Here is a 19,485-nt window from a genome sequence, read left to right on the forward strand (position 1 = left end):
CGGTGGTCTTGGCCTGATTGTTTTCTGCAATGTTCAGTACGTCGTCGCCAGCGATAACGCCGATGGTGATGGCCGCTGTGGGCGCCGTGGTGTCAAAGCTGACATCGCGGGTGGCCGTTGCGGAGCCGGGGTTGCCGGCTGCGTCATAGGTCACGACCTTGGCGTCAATGCTTTGGTCGGCGCGCAGATCAGCGGTGTTTACCTGGGTACTATAGCTGAGCGTGCCGCCGGTGTTCACGACCGAGGTGGTGTAGGTGTGGCCGTTGACCGTCAGGGTGACGGTGTCGCCAGCCTTGACGTCGCCGCCTACGGTGCCGCCCACGGTGGTCTTGGTCTGGGCGTTTTCAGCAATGTTGAGCACGTCGTCGCCAGCGATCACACCAATGGTGATGGCCGCAGTGGGCGCCGTGGTGTCAAAATTGACCGTGCGGGTGGCCGTATCGGAACCGGGGTTGCCAGCGTCGTCATAGGTCACGACCTTGGCGTCAATGCTGTGGTCGGCGCGCAGGTCGGCAGTGTCCACCTGGGTGCTGTAGCCGAGCTTGTTGCCGCTAATATTGACAACCGAGGTGGTGTAGGTGTGGCCGTTGACTGTCAGGGTGACGGTGTCGCCCAGCTTGACGTCCTCACCCACGGTGCCGCCCACGGTGGTCTTGGCCTGGGCATTTTCCACAATATTCAGCACGTCGTCACCGGCGATGACGCCGATGGTGATTTCCGCATGGGGCGCGTGGGTGTCAAAGCTCACCGTGCGGCTGGCTGTGGCAAACCCAAGGTTGCCCGCTGCGTCACGAGTTATGACTATGGCGTCAACTTCGTGATCTGCGCGCAGATCGAACGTGTTCACCTCTACCTGATACCCGAGCGTACCATTGGTGCTTACGGCCGTGGTGGTATATTCGTGCCCATTGACCAGCAGGGTAATGGTGTCACCTTCTTTGACATCGCCGCCAACCGTGCCGCCTACCAGGGTTTTGGCCTGATTGTTTTCTGCAATGTTCAGCACGTCGTCACCGGCAATGACGCCGATGGTGATGGCCGCCGCGGGAGGTGTAAGGTCAAAGCTGACCGTACGGCTGGCGGTGGCTTCTGCGGGGTTGCCGGCAGCGTCATAGGTCACGACCTTGGCATCGATGCTGTGGTCGAAGCGCAGGTCGGAGGTTCTTACATAGGTTTCATAACCCAGTACACCGTTGTTGCTGACAACCGTGGTGTTGTAGGTGTGCCCGTTAACGGTAAGGGTAACGGTGTCACCAGCCTTGACGTCGCCGCTCACCGTGCCGCCGACCAAGGTTTTCAAATGCATGTTTTCAACGATGTTGAGTACATCATCGCCCGCGATAACGCCGACAGTGATGCCCGCAGTGGGGGGCGTAGTGTCGACATCAATGGTCCGGCTGGCGCTAGCCTCGGCAGGGTTGCCGGCAGCGTCATAGGTCACGACCTTGGCATCAATGCTGTGGTCGGCCGAAAGATCAGATGTTGCCACCTGAGTCTGGTAGCCGAGCACGCCGTTGGTGCTCACCACGGTCGCGGTGTATTCGTGCCCGTTGACGGTGAGGGTGACGGTGTCGCCAGCCTTGACGTCGCCGCTCACCGTGCCACCCACAAGGGTTGTTGGCTTGCCGCTCTCGGCAATGTTGAGCACGTCGTCGCCCGCGATAACGCCGATGGTAATGCCGGCGGTCGGGGGCGTAGTGTCAACATCAATGGTACGACTGGTGGTGGCTTCGGCAGGGTTGCCAGCGTCGTCATAGGTCACAACCTTGGCATCAATGCTGTGGTCGGCCGAAAGATCAGATGTTGCCACCTGAGTCTGGTAGCCGAGCACGCCGTTGGTGCTCACCACGGTCGCGGTGTATTCGTGCCCGTTGACGGTGAGGGTGACGGTGTCGCCAGCCTTGACGTCGCCGCTCACGGTGCCGCCCACGAGGGTTGTTTCCTTGCCGCTCTCAACAATGTTGAGCACATCGTCGCCAGCGATAACGCCGATGGTAATGCCCGCAGCGGGGGGGGTAACGTCCACGCCGATTCCGCGGGTGGCTGTGGCTACGCCGGGGTTGCCCGCTTCATCATAGGTTACAACCCTGGCGTCAATGGTGTGGTCGCTTATGAGGTCGGCGGAGCTGACACTGGCCTGGTAGCCCAGCACGCCGTTGCCAAGGTCAACCACCTTGGTGGTGTATTCGTGCCCGTTTACTGTCAGGGTGACGGTGTCGCCCACCTTTACATCGCCGCTCACCGTGCCGCTTATAGCGGTGTTGGGCTGCTCGCTTTCTGCCTTGTTCATCACGTCATCGCCAGCGATAACGTTAATGGTAATATTGGCAGCAGGGGCTTCCGTATCCTGGGTGAAGCTGTCATGGGCCTGCGCCGTGGCGGTGTTGCCAGCAGCGTCAGCCACGGTGATGGAAGTGGTCACTTCCTGCACCGTGGAGTTTTTGAACATCGCGCCGTCAACCTCAAGGGTGTAGCTGTAGGTGCCATCTGCATTGTGGGTCAGTGTGGCATTGCCAAGCGTAATGTTGCCAAGCTTCAGTTCAACCGTGTTGGGAATCGACGCAGTGTCGGTACTTACTGTCACAATGCCCGAAAGCGTCACGCTCTTTTCAGAGGCAGCTTCGGCGATGTTCAGAACCTTGTCGCCGTTGGCGGTGGTCAGGTTCAGGGTAATGGCTACCTGCGGGGGAGTGGTGTCAACCGGAGCGGCCGCGGCCAACGGTACCGTAGCCGTGGTAAACTGCGCGCCCTGACCAGCAGCACCGCCATCGAGCTGAAGATCAAGTCCGCCAAGAGAGTTCAGGCCGTCTACAAGCCCTGCATTGGTGTAGTCCTGGTATCCACCACCACGCGTGGGGCCAGCGGCCGGACCAGCCGCAGGGGCAAGGTCGGGACCAAAGGCGTTGAAGAAGTCCGCGCCAGCGATCAGCTGACCGTCAACCTCAAACGAGGGGATGGCTTCCTTGTTGTACTGGGTATAAAAATTTTGCAACTCAATGGACGAGCCATCATCAAACCGGAAGAACAGGCTGTCTGATCCCTGCGGTCTGTCTATGCTGACCTGGTCAGCTGCAAAGTCGAGAACCATGCGGGCATCTGGCGCGCTGGGAACAACAATGTTCTGTCCTGCTGCGGGGCGGGTGAGCTTGATGTCTGCCATGGGATTACCTTCTTTTGGGCGCATGATACAACGCCCGGTTATGCGCACATAACACCATGAATAACACGGCGGGTGCGCTTAACTGATGAGAGACGCCATAGTGCGTCGCAATAGCAGGGAGAAAAAGAAGGGTTGGCCTTCCCGAATAAAAAGGAGCCATCAACGGCAAAGTGCTGCCGGAAGTCCTTTTTACCGATGCACCCAAACCTGAGGCAGGCTCTGGCACATAAGTCAACAGACCTGTGGATGCCTAGGGTCGGCATCCGCCAGATGCCCAAGCAAACAGAAAAAGCTCGCTCAAGTGGCATTCTTATTCTGGCAAATGAACTCTGCTCCGGTTTGGTGTTGGTGTCAAGTTAATCGAATTTAAAATATCCCTGCTCGGAAAGACAGTTTTTGGGCGTTCGAGATTTGCTATAAACTTATGTAAATGCATAATGTTACATGTTGATGAAGATAGCGGGGAATTAGGGTTTATTATATTTTCCCGAGCCTCTTGTCGCTGGCCTCACGGTCGGCTTCAGAGGGTGTGGAGACAGCAAGTGGCATTGTTCTGCTGATGGGGTGGCCGTGATGTTTTAATGGTAGAGGCAGGCGCTATATGGTATGGGCAAGTATGTCTTGCATGGATAACAATCGGCTGAAAAATGCTGTTTGTACTTGTGCCGCCTGCAATAGCCCCCTTTGAGTGGCCAAATTTACTATATTGCTTCTGGCTCGGAGGCCTCCTATGGCTGAGTGCGTGGTAAACGTTACCGTAACTTCATTCAATAGGTGCCAGTCCACCATTAACTGCATCAACGCACTGAAAAAAACAGAATTCAACAGCTGGCATCTGACTGTTGTGGACAATAACAGTGTGGACGGGTCTGTCGATTGCCTCAAGGCTCTGCATACCGAGGGCGTTATTGATACGTTGTTGCTGTGCAGGCGCAATATGGGTGTGGCCGTGGCAGCAAACCTTGGTTGGGCGGCGGTGCCCGCCCAGAATTACGTAAAGCTCGACAACGATGTTGAAGTGCTGCGCGCTGACTGGCTCGAAACCCTGCTGCAAACAGTACAGTATGGCCCCGATATTGGCTGTGCGGGATATTATATTGACGATGCGTGGCTAGGTGTGCCGGAAGGAGCCGCCAGTTTTGCGGTTGAATACAGCGTGGGCTCGTGCATTCTTATTCCGCAGGCCACGCACGAACGCCTGGGATTCTGGAATGAAGACTACGGACTGTATGGCATTGAAGATTCTGATTTCAGCTCACGGCTCAAGGCCGCAGGGCTGAAAAATCTCTACGTGGCCAACAGCGAGCAGTACATACGGCACCAGCACGCATTGTACAGGGAAAACACGCTGCTTGACGACGAGATCCGCAAGACAAACGGCCTTTCTGCCGAATACCGGGGCATGTTTTATTTTCACAACGCCCTTTATTTTTCTGGCGTTCGTCCTTTGCGGGTAGAGCGCAAATTTATGGAGCGCCGCCTCGATAACGGCACCTACGATTTTTATCCCGACCCGGCCTACCTGCGGGCAGAAATGCGCTACGCCGCCGATCGCAAGGATTTTATCCAGCACTATATCGCCGCCGAGCAGGAATCCGAACAGAATAGAGAAGCCTGACCGCTGTCCGTGCACTACAGCACAATACATCAAAAGGCCGCTCTGTGAGAGCGGCCCTTTACATTTCAGGGGGCATCATGGGCCTGCGGCATCCTCACTCTGCCCCAGGCCCGTTGCTGAACGATTTTATCTCATCAGCGGGTTCGTTCGCGCGTTCTTCCTGCTGCTCGCCCTTTTTTAGGGGGGTCAGGCGAAAAAGCTGCCCTCGAGAACCGTTGGCGGTGTATCCCTGAAAAACTCCGCCTACCTTTTGCTGGTTGTTTTTCAGGTCGAGGGCCAGCCCGGTTTCCTGATTTATAAGGCAGTAAAACTCATCTTTGCGTATTACCTGCCACCGTTGGTTTTTTCCCCCATGCCAGGGGAATGTGATGATGGGTACACCGTTGTATTTTTCACTTCTGAATGAATCAAGAACCAGATGATAGCTCTGCTCGGTTACTTTATAATAATCGTTGCCCAGATGTTCAAAACTCCAGATATGTGACGGTGAATACTTTTTCAGGGCCACACGGGGTGGCCTCTCGCCGGTTGAAAAAAACACCGTGTGGGCGCTGTCTGCCATCTGCATCAGATATAATCCATTGGGAATCACCGCGGCCAGCGTCAGCTGGGGTAGCAAAAGGAAGGGCAGGGCCAGTCGCACGACTTTTTTGCTGAGGGCAGCGAGGCCCGGCGTCGCAAATCTGGTGGTCTTCATCACATTCCTCTTGGTGTGGGCCAGTTAACGCGCGCGTTGCGCGATGATGACGCATAGACTTCTGGTTTATATCAGCCGCAAAAGATTGCTGCAAACCACCAGATGTGCAGTAGTATTTGTGCCTTTGGCAGGCTTTGGCCGAGTGTGTCGCTGGGCATGGTTGGTTATGGAGATATTTGCTTGTATATTTATATTTTTTAAATTATCGAATTTTTAAGATCTAGCTTCAATTTTTTTATCTATATAATATATATTAATAAAAATTTATATCGCTAAAAAAATTGATAAAGAATAAATTATTTTTAAAAAACCATAAACAGATAATTATTTGTGACGACAAATATGAATATTGATTTCATGAAATTTAAAACAGCCTTTTCGTTCGTGGGAAATTTACAGCATGGAGGCAACGTATGGTGAAAATTACAACTATGCAGAAGATTTTCGGCCTGTGCTTGATGCTTTCACTTTTTACCGTGGCTGTCGGTTCGTTTGGAGTTGTCGAACTGGGCGGGATCTCTGACGACGTTGATGAACTATACACCATCCATATGAAAGGCCTCGATGTTGCCCGGGATGTCAACATATGTGTGCTGCGCATTGTGCGTGAAGAAAAAGACCTGATTATCAGCACGTCGGAAGAAGAAAACCAGGCGCAGCTGAAAGCTCTGCATGCGGAATATTCCGTTCTGGACAAGTATCTTCATGAATTGCCGGGGTATTTTGTTTCCAAAGAAGGGCAGTATCTGGTTTCGCAGCTTTTGTCGGTAATTAGCGACTGGCGCGATGTGCATAAAAAAATAGTGGAGCTTGGCAGCACTACCGACCCTGCCATGAATGCAAAAGCGCAGCAGGTTTCATCCACCGATGGGCGGCAAAAAGTGCGCAAGCTGGCAGAAACCATCCGGGCTGTGGCGGCGACAAAAATGGACTTTGCCCGTCGCGTCAGCGAGCAGAGCCGCAGTGATTATTTGCTCGCCAGAAATGTCACCGTGCTTGGCGTTGTGGTTTCCGTGTTGCTGGGAGTGTGCATGGGCGGTTGTCTTTCGCGCAACATGCTACGTCAGCTGGGCGACGAGCCTGCTTCGCTTGCGGCTCTGGCGTTACGCATTGCCGGGGGTGACCTGGAAGCGCAGTTTAACCCCGCCAGAAAAGAAACAGGCGTTTTTGGTGCCATGAAGCATATGGTAGAAACCCTCAAAGGCAAGATCGCCGAGGCAGATCAAAAGAGCCGGGAGGCTGCCGAAGAATCGGAAAAAGCCCAGTTGGCCACGGCCGAGGCGCACGAGGCCCGCAAGCAGGCCGAGCGCGCCAAAGCCGAGGGCATGTTGCAGGCAGCCGGAGAGCTTGAAGGTGTGGTGGAAATCGTCACCTCCGCCTCAGAAGAACTTTCTGCTCAGGTGGAGCAATCGAGCCGGGGGGCCGACGAGCAGTCTGCCCGCGTGCGCGAAACAGCCACTGCCATGGAGCAGATGAACGCCACCGTGCTGGAGGTTGCAAAAAATGCCCAACTGGCGGCAGATGTATCGGGCAAAGCCCATAAACAAGCCCTTGAAGGCGCGCAGATTGTAAGCGATGCGGTCAAGGGCATTGAGGATGTGCACACGCAGTCGTTGTCCATAAAAAGGGATATGGACGAGCTGGGCAAACAGGCTGAAGGCATCGGGGAGATTATGAACGTGATCGCCGACATTGCCGATCAGACCAACCTGCTTGCTCTCAACGCGGCCATAGAAGCCGCGCGCGCAGGTGACGCGGGACGCGGTTTTGCCGTTGTCGCAGATGAGGTGCGCAAGCTGGCAGAAAAAACCATGTCTGCGACGCACGAAGTGGGCAACGCCATCAAGGGCATTCAGGAAGGAACCAGCAAGAACATCGCCAACGTGGACAAGGCTGGCGATTCCATAGCGCAGGCCAACAAGCTGTCGATACGCTCTGGTGAATCACTGAAGTTGATTCTTGAGTATGTTCAGGAAGTAAATGAGCAGGTGCAGTCCATCGCCACCGCCAGCGAAGAGCAATCGGCTGCCAGCGAAGAAATCAACCGCTCGGTAGAGCAGGTGGCCACCATCTCTTCTGAAACAGCGCAGGCCATGGAACAGGCAGCGAGGGCTGTGGCCGACCTTGCGCAGCAGTCGCAGGTATTGCGGCGCCTGATTGCCGACATGAAAGACCAGGGCTGATGGGCGATACAGTAAAAAAAGGGCCGTCCTGGTTGGGGCGGCCCTTTGAGGTGAAATATGTGTTGGCGTAGGGCCTACATCATTTCATTAAGGCCCTGCAGGTGCGCTTTTGATCCAGCCACCAGCAGCACGTCGCCTGCCTGCACAACCGTATCTGCACGGGTTTTTTGCAAAATGGAACTTTCCTGATTCTTGATGGCAAGAATGATCACGTCGTGCGTCTTGGTCAGGGCTGCTTCTGCCAGGCTTTTGCCCACCAGAGGGGAGTTGTCGGAGACCAGAAATTCGTCAAGCAGCACTTCGTCATTGGCGTTGCTGCGGTGCAGAAACGATTCGACCAGCGGGCGCTGGATGGCCTGGGCTATGGATTGCCCGCCAATCATGTGCGGCAGTATCACGCGGTTAGCCCCGGCTGTTTTCAGCTTGCTGATGTGGCGGTTGTCGCTGGCACGCGAAACAATATATAGATCGGGGTTCATGGCGCGGGCCGAAAGCACCACGTAGACATTGGCCGGATCGTTGGACATGGACGCAACCAGTGCCTTGGCCCGGCTGAGGCCAACGCGCATCATTACATTGTCCGAGGTGGCGTCTCCCCGCACAAGAAAATAGCCGGCACTTTCAATTTCTTCAGACTTTTTGTCGTCGGTTTCAACCACCACCACATCCACACCATCTGCGGCAAGCTCGGCGGCCACCACTCTTCCCACAAGCCCGAACCCACACAAAACGCAATGGCCAGAAAGGGCCGCGATCGCCTTGTCCACTCTGCGCCTCCGCATCATTTGAAAAACGCGCCCCTCAGATGCCAGCTGAACAAAATAGCCGATGAGAAGGGCAAAATAGACTACGCCAGAAATAATTACACAAGAAGTAAGTACCTTTCCTGCATGGTCCAAGGGGTATACTTCGCCAAACCCAATTGTGGAAAGGGTGATAAGTACCATGTAAAAACCATCAAAAAGCGGCCAGCCTTCGATGTACATGTACCCAAGAGTGCCAAGAACAAATATAATGAAGAGCACTGCACCATTCAGTAGTATGGGCCAGAAAATGCCCATCCTTTGCCTGAAGCGCAACATGCGTAGATAAAGCCGTTTTCTTAAGCTTGTTTTCATCGTTGTGCAGCCTGCCTGTTCTTGGCATGGATGAACACCCTCAAGCGAAGACAAGTTCGGCTGAGGGGAATTTCGTTCAATTTGGTGCGTAAAATGTGGTTTACGAGTGATTTGGCAATATTTCAACAGAATATGCAGCCTGGGAGAAGAATTTTTATGAATATCGGGCATCCATTTCTCTGGGCAAATGCTCCAAACATCTGCCGGTAAAAACTGTTGCGTGCGCATCAATAATGTGTGTGGTTTACCGTAATTGTCATATATAATTTATCTATAGGAATGCATTTATTGCTTTATAAGAAAATAATATACTCAGAGCCAATTGATGTAAAAAAAAATAACGAAGAATGCACTCATATTCCTTGATATGCAAAATTTTGTGCACTTGAATTTTTTATTCCTGATGTAAAAATAAATTCAATTGGTCCGATAGATGTGGTGGCAGTCAAGGGGATTCTGAATGAGTTTTATTGCCCAATGGGCTTGAGCGATTGCTGGAAAAAATTATGGCATGATTTTTTTTGAATACAATCTGACTTTGGTTGAAAAGATCATATGTAGTGTTGAAAATTTGAACTGATTTGTATTAATTCATAATAATTATCTTTGTGAAAAAAATCATACTAAATTGTATTTGCTCTTTGAAACAGGTTGGTGAATCAGTCATTTTTAATCAATTTTTTGGAATCAATATTATGAGTATAAGCAATGATGTAATTCAATAGTGTATATTTATGTCTTTGATTGACTTGAAATGTTAAAACTCTTGAGTTTTTTTCTATATTACTACCTTTTTGGTGAGTTTTTTTGATTTTGAAGTTATTGGGGATGGTATTTGCTGTTTGCAGGCTATAGATATCTCTAGATATGGATAGGGTATTTTTTTAGCCCGTGTATATATTGTTCTCTATACGTTGCAAGAAGGTCTATTTAATTAGGAGCGCTCATCGCTCTAATTGGGTTGACACAAATTGCATTATCGAAATAGTGTTTGTGCTGAAACCTTGTAGTTCAAAAGCTTTTTAACTTAATATATCGCGGAGACGAAATGGACGATTTTTTAAAGGGTGCTTTGGAAATCTCCAAGGCGCAGGCGGGCGTACGTGTTATGAGCGCGGAAGAAATCACGGCCTATGTCCAAAAGGTCGCTGTAAGCATTCGCGCTGTGGCCATGGGCGAAGCTGCTAGTGAGCCTGACTTTGATGGGGTTGTGCTTGAAGCCAGAAAGTCGATCAAGGAAAAAAGCGTTACCTGCCTTGAGTGCGGTAAGAGCTTTAAGATATTGACGAAGCGTCATCTGGCGACCCACGGTCTCACCACCGAGGAATACCTTGAAAAGTGGGGCTTCAAAAAGGGTGCACCCCTGGCCTGCAAGGCTCTGCAGCGTGAACGCCGCAAAAAGATGAATGACATGAAGCTGTGGGAACGCAGGATGACCGCTCAAAAGTAGAGCTTTGCGCATTCTGAGCGTTTTTCTGATTATCGTATGTCCTAAACAGCGCAACGGGAAGCAGACCGGCCCTCTACAGGGCCGTTCCCATAGTGCGGCAGGGATGCCGTCGGGAGGGGAGCGTTTTTGCATTTTTTTGCATTTTCGCACAGAATTGCGCGCAAATACGCTCCACCCAAACCGGGCAAACCTTAAAGGACAGAGTACTCATGAGCATGTCAGACAAGCCGCGCCGTGCCATCTTTCTGGACAGAGACGGCACGCTGAACAGGGATACCGGCTACGTTCACCGCAAGCAAGACTGGCAATGGCTGCCGGGCGTTGTTGAAACGCTCAAGCGATTCCATGCCGTGGGGTATCTGCTTGTGGTGGTGAGCAACCAGTCTGGTCTGGCAAGGGGCATGTTTAGCGAGGATGACCTCCATGCGCTGGAAGCCTGGATACGTGAAGACCTTGCTGCCCAAGATGCCGTGATTGACGCCTGGTATTACTGCCCACACCTGCCTGAAATCACAGGTCCCTGTGACTGTCGCAAGCCTGAACCCGGTTTGATTCTGCGGGCGGCGGCTGATCTGAATATTGATCTTGCGCGTTCATGGATGATAGGCGACCGCGTGCGTGACGTGCAGGCGGGCCTTGCTGCCGGGTGCAGTTGCGTACTTTTGCGCTCCCCCGTGGGTGCGTACGAAGACAACGTGCCTGTGCCCGAGGGAGTCAAGGTTGTGCCGCACCTTCCGGCAGCGGGAGTGCACATACTTGCGCCTGAAATGCGCGCGCACAGACTTACAAAGCTACCAGGCGGCAGTTGTGGCGGTGGGTGTCCTGGCAGGGTCGCCCCGTAGATTAGCGAAAAAATAATCCATAAGCTTTTGGGCCTGCTCAGGCAGCCCTGCGCACAGCAGAACTACAAGATCCCATGCCCGCCGGATGCCGCATATTGCGCGGCTCGGCGGGCATGGGATCTTATGGCTTTCAGCGGGCAGACCCGCAACGCTGTCAGGTGTACTGCGGTTCGTTTTCCTTGATAATCTGAAAGGCCTTCATGGCCTTGATGGTGCCGGGCAGCCCCTGATATTTGGTAACGCCAGCCACCGTGCAATTGAGCATGTCCTCGTGGTCTGTATCGAGCACCAGTATGTCGCCCACCTGCATGCGCAGCAGCTGGTTGCCCGTAATGGTGGTGCGGCCAAAATGCACCTTCATTTCCACAGGGGTTTCCAGCAGGCGTTCCTTGAGGCGGGCCACCCAGGCGTGGTCAACTTCAAGGCGCTCGGTCTGGAAACTGGCATGCAGTTTTGAGCGGATAGGTTCAATGGTGGCGTAGGGCAGGCAGATGATCATGGAACCCAGGGCAGTATCAAGCTCGACTTCAAAGGTGATGACCACCACCACGTCGCTGGGCGGCACAATGGCCGCAAACTGCGGGTTGATTTCGCTGCGCACCAGTTCAAGCTTCACATCGTGCACGGGCCGCCACGATTCTTCCATGTTTTCAAGGGCGATCTTGACGATTTTGTCCACCACGGCCTGTTCGATGCGCGTAAATTCGCGGCCTTCGACCTTGGGCTGCGAACCCGCGCCGCCAAACACGTTTTCGACCAGCGCAAAAACCAGGCGCGAGTCAACAACCATGATGGCATTGCCGCGCAGGGGATCCATCTTGAAAATATTGATGGACGTGGGGACCGGCAGCGAGCGCATGAATTCGCCAAACTTGGTCATGTCGATGGAAATGGGGTTCAACTCCACCCGCTTACGCACAGAATTTGAAAGAGCATTGGTGCAAAGCCGCGAAAAACGGTCATTGACGATTTCAAGCACGGGCATACGCCCGCGGATGATGCGATCCTGATTGGCAAGGTCAAAAGAGACAATGCCGGATTCATCTTCCTGCGTTTCCGTTTCGTTTTCGATTTCCCCGCCGGAAAGGCCGCGCAGCAGGGCATCAACTTCGTCTTGCGCCAGAACTTTATTCATGCCAGCCTCGGAACAGTCGTGAAAAAGTGTGTTGCGGTGCAAAATTTCCGCGCACGACCATGCAGCTGAAATATGCAAGATAAAGGCCAGTTTGACAAGCGGATGCTGCGCCCTCCGCAGGCGGTCCACATGGGACTGGGTATTTACAATACTACTGGCGCGCTTGCCTTTGGCGGAGCCTTAAGGCAGGCTATTTAGATGATAGTGCGTCTTTTACCGGCCAGCGGCCACCCCCTGAAAACCCCGGCAGAACGCGCCTTGCCTGCCCCGGGGCTCACTGTTGCCGCCAGTGCCGGGCAAAGCCTTTCGCATGCAATCTGGCTTTCTGGTCAGGTGTACCCCGTGTCGCTGTGCGGGGGCCTTGGTCACTGTGGGCGTTGCAGGGTGCGCTTTGTGCACAACGCGCCATCGGTTCTGCCAGCAGAAAATGTGGTTTTTACCCCGCAACAGCTGGAGGAAGGCTGGCGGCTGGCCTGCCGCCGTCAAGTACCCGACACTGCGGCCATGCCCTCGGGCGGCCCAAGCGTACTTGAGCTGGAATTGCCGCCAGAAAGCATGGCACCTTTGTTCGATAGCCCGCAAAAGGGTGGGGCGGCCGGGCTGTTTTTGCCGGGGGCCAGAGTTCTGGCCGGGCCAGAGGCCCTGACTCCGGGTCTGCCTCTAGCCGGGTTGCGCGCTCTGGTGCTGGCCGTTGATCTGGGCACAACCTCACTGTGCTGGCGTGCTCTGGATATGCAGGGTGTCCCGATGGCCGAAGGCCGCACTCTCAACCCTCAGGCTGGCGCCGGGGCGGACATAATGTCGCGTCTTGCCGTGGCAAGCACGCCAGAAGGGCGCGATCTGCTGGCCCAGCTGGTGCGGCACGATCTGCAAAGGATTACTGATTCTCTTGTCCGGGCGGGCGTGGGGCGCGTGGAGCACATGTGCCTTGCTGCCAATACTGCCATGACCGATATTTTTCTCAACCGCGATGTTCAGGGCCTGTGCGCCGCTCCGTACAGGCTTGCCCACGGTGGGGACGAAACAGCCTTCGTGCCCGGCTTGCCGCCGGTTTATATTCCGCCCTTGCCCGCGCCCTTTGTGGGCGGAGATATGAGCGCCGGGCTGATGGCCCTGCTTGAGGCTGATATTCCCCGTCCCTTTGTGTTGGCCGATCTTGGCACAAACGGCGAGTTGGCCCTGGTGACGGAAGCTGGCGACCTGTGGTTGACCAGCGTGCCCCTTGGCCCCGCGCTGGAGGGTATTGGGCCCGAATGCGGCCAGCTGGCTGGCCCCGGTGTGGTGACGGGTTTTGCGCTAACGCCCATGGGCTTTGCCGCGCGTTTTTATGAAGGGCCAGAAATCGCGCAGCCGCACGCTCAAGCCGCAGATCAGTCTCCGGTTCATAGCGCCGGAGGCGGAAACTGTCCTTGTCCCGCTTGCCAGCAGGCCGAAAGTGCCGTAGGGCAGGTGCGGCCACATGAACAGAAGAGTGGGGCACGGGGCATCAGCGCCACAGGGTATCTTTCGTTGCTGGCCCTTTTGCTGCGCGCGGGCGTACTGCGCGACGACGGCCAGTTTGTGGCGGCCCCGGCCATGCCTCTGGCCAGAAAACTGGCCGCCGGGCTGGAACTGCCCGAACCCGGCAGCAGGCTCGGCGCGCGTTTGCGCCTGCCGCACGGCTTGTGGCTGGCGGCGGCAGATGTGGAAGAACTGCTGAAGGTCAAAGCGGCCTTTACCCTTGCCCTCTACACCCTGCTGCAGGCAGCGGGCCTGCCTGTGGGCGGCCTTGCAAGCCTGTGCCTGGCCGGTACTCTGGGTGAATATGCCAACCCGGACGACCTCGAAACCGTGGGTTTTGTACCCACAGCCCTGAGCCACCGCATACGCGCCGTGGGCAATACCTCGCTGGACGGAGCAGCCCTGCTGGCCCTCAATGGCGACAAGGCTGCAACCCTGTCCCGCATGTGCCGCGATGCCGTGGTCATTTCTCTTGTAGATCAACCAAATTTTCACACCGAATATCTGCGCCATATGCGCTTTGGAGTTTAAATGTCTGCGAACGATGATTTTTCCCGCAATTCCGGTGGGCGTGGCCGCCCTGGTGACCGTGCCGACGACCGTCGCCCTTCGCGCCCCGCAGAGAGGCGCGATGACCGACGTGATGACCGCCGTAATGATCGACCCGCCGACAGGCCGGGTGACCGCTTTGGCGATCGCCGTCCTTCGCGCCCCGGCGACCGCCGTAATGACCGCGATGGTGGCCGCCCCGGTGACAGGTCGGGCGACCGTCGCCCCTCGCGTCCCGCTGACAGGCGTGATGATCGGCGCGATGACAGGCGCGACGACCGCCGTTCGCCCAATACTCCCAGAGACCGCTACGGCAGGCCCGCCCTGCGCCCAGAAAAGCGCGATGGCGGCAAACGCTTTGCGCCCTCGGCCCAGCGCAATGACGACCGCTCTGGCGAGCACACCACCGAGCGTCCGCGCCATGCGCCGCGTCCTTTTGAAGTAGGGGCGTGGCCTGCGGTCAAGGCACTCTTTCCGCCGCTTTCGGCAGAGGCCACTCGTATTCTCGATATGCTGCCCGAAGCGCTGGCAAAGGTGTGGCCCCTTAACAGCGCGCACCGACGTACCCTGCCCGATGATGTTGCCCAGCTTTCGCGACTGCTCACCACAGAACGCGCGGGTCTTGACCGCCCGTACTGGAGCTCCCCGGCGTCCATCAGCGCCTACCTGTATTATTTTCTGCCATGGAACCTTGTGCGCCTCACGCGGGTTCTTGCCAGCCTGCCCTTGCCCGATCCCCGCAGCGTTGCGCCCCAGGGGGGCGAGGCTCTGCTGGTGGATGTGGGCTCTGGCCCGCTGACCCTGCCGCTGGCGCTCTGGCTGGCGAAGCCCGAGTGGCGCTCTGCGCCCCTGCGCGTGCTGGCGCTCGACACATCTTCGCAGCCGCTTGAATTGGGTAAAACCCTTATGGAAGTGCTGGGCGAGCTCACCGGGCAGCCTGTCTGGCCTGTACGGGTGGTACGCGCCTCTCTCGATCAGGTTGTGCGGCAGGCCGCGCCCCTGCTTTCGGGTGGCAAGGCCCGCCCCTGGCTGATCAGCGCCGCCAACGTGCTCAACGAGCTGCGTTTTGGCAAAAAACGTTCGCGTGGGGCCAGTGCCATTGAGGAAGAAGACGAATTTGATTCGCTGGACAACGATGGCGTGGATTTTGACGGCAACCCGGCTGCGGAAGGCGCAGAGGTGGACAAGCCCGAGGGCTGCCGCGAGGATCGTCTGGACAGTTTTCTCGAATCCCTTTCGCCCCTTTTTGACCATGTGGGAAATGCGGAGGCCGATGCCTCTGCAGCCGCCGGGCCAGCCCTGCTATTTGTGGAGCCGGGTACGCGCCTTGGCGGGTCAACTATCATGCGCCTGCGCCAGCTGGCCGTGGACGGCGGGCTTACAGCCCTTGCCCCCTGCACTCATCAGCTCGATTGCCCGCTGCTGCGCGGGCAGGGTGGCCGCACATGGTGCCACTTTACCTTTGGCAGCGAGGGGGCACCCCAGTGGCTCGAAGACCTTTCGCTGGCCGCTGACCTTGGAAAAAGCAGCCTGAGCCTTTCGCCCCTGCTGCTTGCTGCTCTGCCAGAATCTGAAGCAGCAGCGGGCAATCCCGTGGCCTCCCGTGTGCTTTCTGCGCCCTTTGTGGTTCCCGGCCTTGCGGGCCGGGCGCGCTACGCCTGCTCATGCAAGGGCCTGCTGCTGCTGGAAAATGCCGAGGCTCTGGCCTCTGGTGATGCCCTCGCTGTGAATCTTGCCGCCAGTGTGCAGCGTGACCGCAAAAGCGGAGCCCTGCTGGTGAGCCCCCCGGCTCGCCCCGGTGCTGATGATGTGTTGACCCGCCGCCCGGACAGGGCCTACGGGCAGGACAAGCCCCATGGGCAGGACAGACAAGGCGGGCGTGATGGCCGTGATTTTCGCGATGGCCGTGGCCGTGATGGTGATAACCGCCGCGACAGCCGCGATGGGCGTGAAGGACGTGAAGGGCGTGATAATCGGGATAGCAGGGGCCAAAGGCCCGCTCCCTACCGCAAGGATGGCGACAGGCCCGCAGGCCGCGACCAGTCTGACCGTCCGGCCCGCACCCCACATGGCGACCGCCAGCAGCGCGATGACCGCCCACGGAGGGATGACCGCAATGGCCAGGGCGGGCGGCCTCCGCGTCCGCAGGGTAATGACAGGCCACGTCGTGACGACCGGCAAGACCGTTCAGACCGACAGGATCGTGGTGGTCGGCAAGATCGTAATGACCGCCAGGAACGCAATGGCCGTCAGGACAGGCAGGACAGAAACAACCGTGGCGGCCAGAGCCGTGACGGAGGGCGTGCCCCCAACCGGGACCGAAGCGGTGGGCGTGAAGGCGGCCAGAGCAGACGCTCCGGCCCGCGCGGCGGCAAGCCTTAACCGGGCTGACATGCTGTTACAGCGTCTATGACACAACGCCTGAAATGAATATCGGGGGCGGGCTTTTGCCCGCCCCTTGCCATTGGTGAACCTTTTCAGGCTGGTTGTGTTGTTTACGCCACTGTCTTGCCTACCTAATGTGCGGTCGGTTTTGTGCGCTGTACACATGGTGCAGGTGGATTACCCATTTTAATGAACATGCCGTGTCTGTCGAACGCGGAAAAATTTTGAAAAAGGTCAGGTTCCCAAGCCCGCGCCAATGGCCCAAAATCGAGGAGAGAGCAAAGTTTGAGAGAAATAATCAATACTATTGATTATTTTTATTGTTAATTATTCTATTTATTTTAGTATGTTAATGGAATAATGCGGATATTCGGGGGCTTTTTTTCAGTTCTGTTCCGTGTATACTGCTTCTTTGTCACACGCTCTCAGTGTAGGCCGCCCAGTGCGGCTTCTGTTTGGGGACTACATTTTCTTGCGCGGCAGGCATCATTTCCTCTGCCGTCAGATTTAAAAAAAAGGGTTGTTTTTCATGTTCGCAATGCCCAAGAATTTGCCGCAGCCGCAGCTGAAACCCAACACGGAAGTTGTTCTGCAAAAGCGCTACCTGCGCAAGGATATGACTGGCCGACAAATTGAAACCCCACGCGATCTCTTCTGGCGCGTGGCCGCTTCCATAGCCGCCGAGGAGGCCAAGTACGCACAGTCTACCTGCAAGGGTGAGGATCTGGCGCGCGCCTTTTACAACCTCATGACCACATGGAAGTTTCTGCCCAATTCGCCCACGCTCATGAACGCGGGTACTGATTTGGGTCAGCTTTCGGCCTGTTTTGTACTGCCTGTGGGCGACTCCATCGAAGAAATTTTTGACGCGGTCAAATACGCGGCCATGATCCACAAATCTGGCGGCGGTACGGGCTTTTCCTTTTCGCGCCTGCGCCCCAAGGACAGCCGTGTGGGCTCAACCGGCGGTGTTGCCTCTGGTCCCGTGTCGTTCTTGCGTATTTTCAACACGGCCACAGAGCAGGTAAAGCAGGGCGGAACCCGGCGCGGTGCCAACATGGGCATTCTGCGCGTAGACCACCCCGATATCCTTGAATTTATCCGCGCCAAGGAAAAAGAAGGCGAGTTCAACAACTTCAATCTTTCTGTGGGCCTGACCGAAGTGTTCATGCGTGCCGTTGAAAACGACGAGCACTATGACCTTGTGGCCCCCAATTCTGGCGAAGTGATAAACCGCCTGCGTGCGCGCGAGATTTTTGAGCTGCTGGTCAAAAAGGCTTGGCAGTCGGGCGATCCGGGCATTGTGTTTCTCGATCGCATCAACCGCGACAACCCCACCCCCGACCAGGGCGAGATCGAATCTACCAACCCCTGCGGCGAGCAGCCCCTGCTGCCTTATGAAGCCTGCAACCTGGGGTCCATCAATCTTTCGTGTTTTTATGTCACCGGGCACAACGGGGAAGCCGACCCCGCCCGCGAGGGCATTGACTGGGCCGAACTCAAACGCGTGGTGCACCTTTCTGTGCGCTTTCTCGACAACGTCATCGACGCCTCGCGGTTTCCGCTCGACAGCATCACCGAAACCGTGCGCAAAAACCGCAAGATCGGTCTCGGCGTCATGGGTTTTGCCGATCTGCTCTATCAGCTTGAGGTGGCCTATGATTCGCAGCAGGGCATCGAGCTTGGCGAGCGCATCATGGCCTTTATTCAGGAAGAAGGGCACAATGCTTCGGCTCAGCTGGCCACAGAGCGCGGGGCTTTCCCGGCCTATGCCACCTCGGTATACGGCAAAAAGAAGCTTGGCCCCTACCGCAACGCCACGGTAACCACCATTGCTCCTACGGGTACGCTCTCCATCATCGCGGGCTGCTCTTCGGGTGTGGAACCGCTGTTTGCCCTGTGCTTTACGCGCAATATTCTTGACGGCGAGCGCCTTGTGGAGGTGAATCCCCATTTTGAGGCGGCTCTGGGCGAGGCTGGTCTGTTCAGCCACGAGCTTATGGATGCCGTGGTAGCCAAGGGGTCCATTCAGGAAATGGACTATCTGCCCGCCACCCTGCGCAAGGTTTATGTAACGGCCATGGATATTGCTCCGGTGTGGCATCTGCGCATGCAGGCGGCCTTTCAGCGGCACACCGACAATGCCGTGTCAAAGACTGTAAATCTGTCCAACAGTGCGACAGAGCAGGATATTTTTGATATTTACTGGCTGGCCTATCAGGAAGGCTGCAAGGGCGTAACCGTGTACCGTGACGGCTGCAAGAGTATTCAGGTGCTGGCTACGGGCGAAGGCCAAAAGAAAATGGACGGCGAAACGGGCGCAGCCCCAATGCAGTCTTCTGCGGCGGAGCAGGCCGGTGCTGGCGTGCGCAAGCGCCCCGACATCGTATGGGGCTTTACGCAAAAGGTTCCCACCGGGCTTGGCGTCATGTATCTCACGGTCAACGAGGTGGACGGCAAACCCTTTGAGGTCTTTGCCACCATTGGCAAATCTGGCCGTTCCATCACCGCCAAGGCCGAGGCCATTGGCCGTCTGGTTTCGCTGGCTCTGCGCTCGGGCGTGCATGTGCGCGACGTGGTTGCCCAGATCAAGGGTATAGGCGGCGAGCACCCCGTGTTTCGCGGTAAAGGGCTGCTGCTCTCCATTCCCGATGCCATCGCCTGGGTACTGGAAAAGCGCTACCTCAAGGATGAGCACATCGGCGACGTCAACGACCTGCAAGCCCAGAATTGCCCGGAATGCGGCGAGCCCCTGGTGTTTCAGGAAGGCTGCCTTATCTGCCCGAGCTGCGGTTTTTCGCGCTGCGGGTAAGGCCAGGCATTAACGAATCAGCAAGCGTTTCGGCAT

General features: G+C 56.2%; 11 protein-coding genes and 1 pseudogene. 7 read left to right on the plus strand and 5 right to left on the minus strand.

Annotated features, from left to right (window positions below):
- The coding region (locus F8N36_RS00005) for an Ig-like domain-containing protein (RefSeq protein WP_291330696.1) at window positions 1-3,184 on the minus strand (3,184 nt) is incomplete at its 3' end.
- Between the two features lie 706 nt (window positions 3,185-3,890).
- On the opposite strand from F8N36_RS00005, the gene F8N36_RS00010 reads away from it, so the two are divergent.
- Window positions 3,891-4,778, plus strand: a complete 888-nt coding sequence (locus F8N36_RS00010) for a glycosyltransferase (RefSeq protein WP_291330697.1) — start codon at window positions 3,891-3,893, stop codon at window positions 4,776-4,778.
- Window positions 4,779-4,872: 94 nt separating this feature from the next.
- Here F8N36_RS00010 and F8N36_RS00015 read toward each other — a convergent pair whose 3' ends face one another.
- Window positions 4,873-5,475, minus strand: coding sequence for an RICIN domain-containing protein (locus F8N36_RS00015; RefSeq protein WP_291330698.1), 603 nt, complete (start codon window positions 5,473-5,475; stop codon window positions 4,873-4,875).
- A 413-nt stretch (window positions 5,476-5,888) separates the two neighbouring features.
- Here F8N36_RS00015 and F8N36_RS00020 point away from each other — a divergent pair, with 413 nt between their 5' ends.
- The gene (locus tag F8N36_RS00020) at window positions 5,889-7,658 is read left to right on the plus strand and encodes a methyl-accepting chemotaxis protein (protein WP_291330699.1); all 1,770 of its coding nucleotides are present in this window, start codon (window positions 5,889-5,891) and stop codon (window positions 7,656-7,658) included.
- 74 nt (window positions 7,659-7,732) lie between these two features.
- Here F8N36_RS00020 and F8N36_RS00025 read toward each other — a convergent pair whose 3' ends face one another.
- Together F8N36_RS00025 and F8N36_RS16305 are read right to left on the minus strand one after the other, a co-directional pair.
- Complete coding sequence (locus F8N36_RS00025) at window positions 7,733-8,425, minus strand: TrkA family potassium uptake protein (RefSeq protein ID WP_291330700.1); 693 nt, start codon at window positions 8,423-8,425, stop codon at window positions 7,733-7,735.
- Window positions 8,426-8,476: 51 nt separating this feature from the next.
- A pseudogene (locus F8N36_RS16305) lies at window positions 8,477-9,004 on the minus strand (potassium channel family protein); the annotation flags it as partial.
- 820 nt (window positions 9,005-9,824) lie between these two features.
- On the opposite strand from F8N36_RS16305, the gene F8N36_RS00030 reads away from it, so the two are divergent.
- Together F8N36_RS00030 and gmhB are read left to right on the plus strand one after the other, a co-directional pair.
- Window positions 9,825-10,226: a MucR family transcriptional regulator gene (locus tag F8N36_RS00030; RefSeq protein ID WP_291330701.1), complete on the plus strand. Its 402-nt coding sequence runs from the start codon at window positions 9,825-9,827 to the stop codon at window positions 10,224-10,226.
- A gap of 209 nt (window positions 10,227-10,435) precedes the next feature.
- Window positions 10,436-11,068, plus strand: coding sequence for a D-glycero-beta-D-manno-heptose 1,7-bisphosphate 7-phosphatase (gmhB, locus tag F8N36_RS00035; RefSeq protein WP_291330702.1), 633 nt, complete (start codon window positions 10,436-10,438; stop codon window positions 11,066-11,068).
- 154 nt (window positions 11,069-11,222) lie between these two features.
- Here the strand turns inward: gmhB and fliM are convergent, their stop codons facing one another.
- Window positions 11,223-12,203, minus strand: a complete 981-nt coding sequence (fliM, locus tag F8N36_RS00040; protein WP_291330703.1) for a flagellar motor switch protein FliM — start codon at window positions 12,201-12,203, stop codon at window positions 11,223-11,225.
- 198 nt (window positions 12,204-12,401) lie between these two features.
- On the opposite strand from fliM, the gene F8N36_RS00045 reads away from it, so the two are divergent.
- From F8N36_RS00045 to F8N36_RS00055, 3 genes are all read left to right on the plus strand, one after another.
- Window positions 12,402-14,234: an ASKHA domain-containing protein gene (locus tag F8N36_RS00045; protein WP_291330704.1), complete on the plus strand. Its 1,833-nt coding sequence runs from the start codon at window positions 12,402-12,404 to the stop codon at window positions 14,232-14,234.
- Complete coding sequence (locus F8N36_RS00050; RefSeq protein WP_291330705.1) at window positions 14,235-16,634, plus strand: small ribosomal subunit Rsm22 family protein; 2,400 nt, start codon at window positions 14,235-14,237, stop codon at window positions 16,632-16,634.
- Window positions 16,635-17,166: 532 nt separating this feature from the next.
- Window positions 17,167-19,449 (plus strand): vitamin B12-dependent ribonucleotide reductase, encoded by a 2,283-nt coding sequence (locus tag F8N36_RS00055; protein WP_291330706.1) that lies wholly within the window; start codon window positions 17,167-17,169, stop codon window positions 19,447-19,449.
- Window positions 19,450-19,485 lie beyond the last annotated feature (36 nt).

The sequence above is a fragment of the Desulfovibrio sp. genome (assembly GCF_009712225.1).
Taxonomy (GTDB): Bacteria; Desulfobacterota; Desulfovibrionia; order Desulfovibrionales; family Desulfovibrionaceae; genus Desulfovibrio.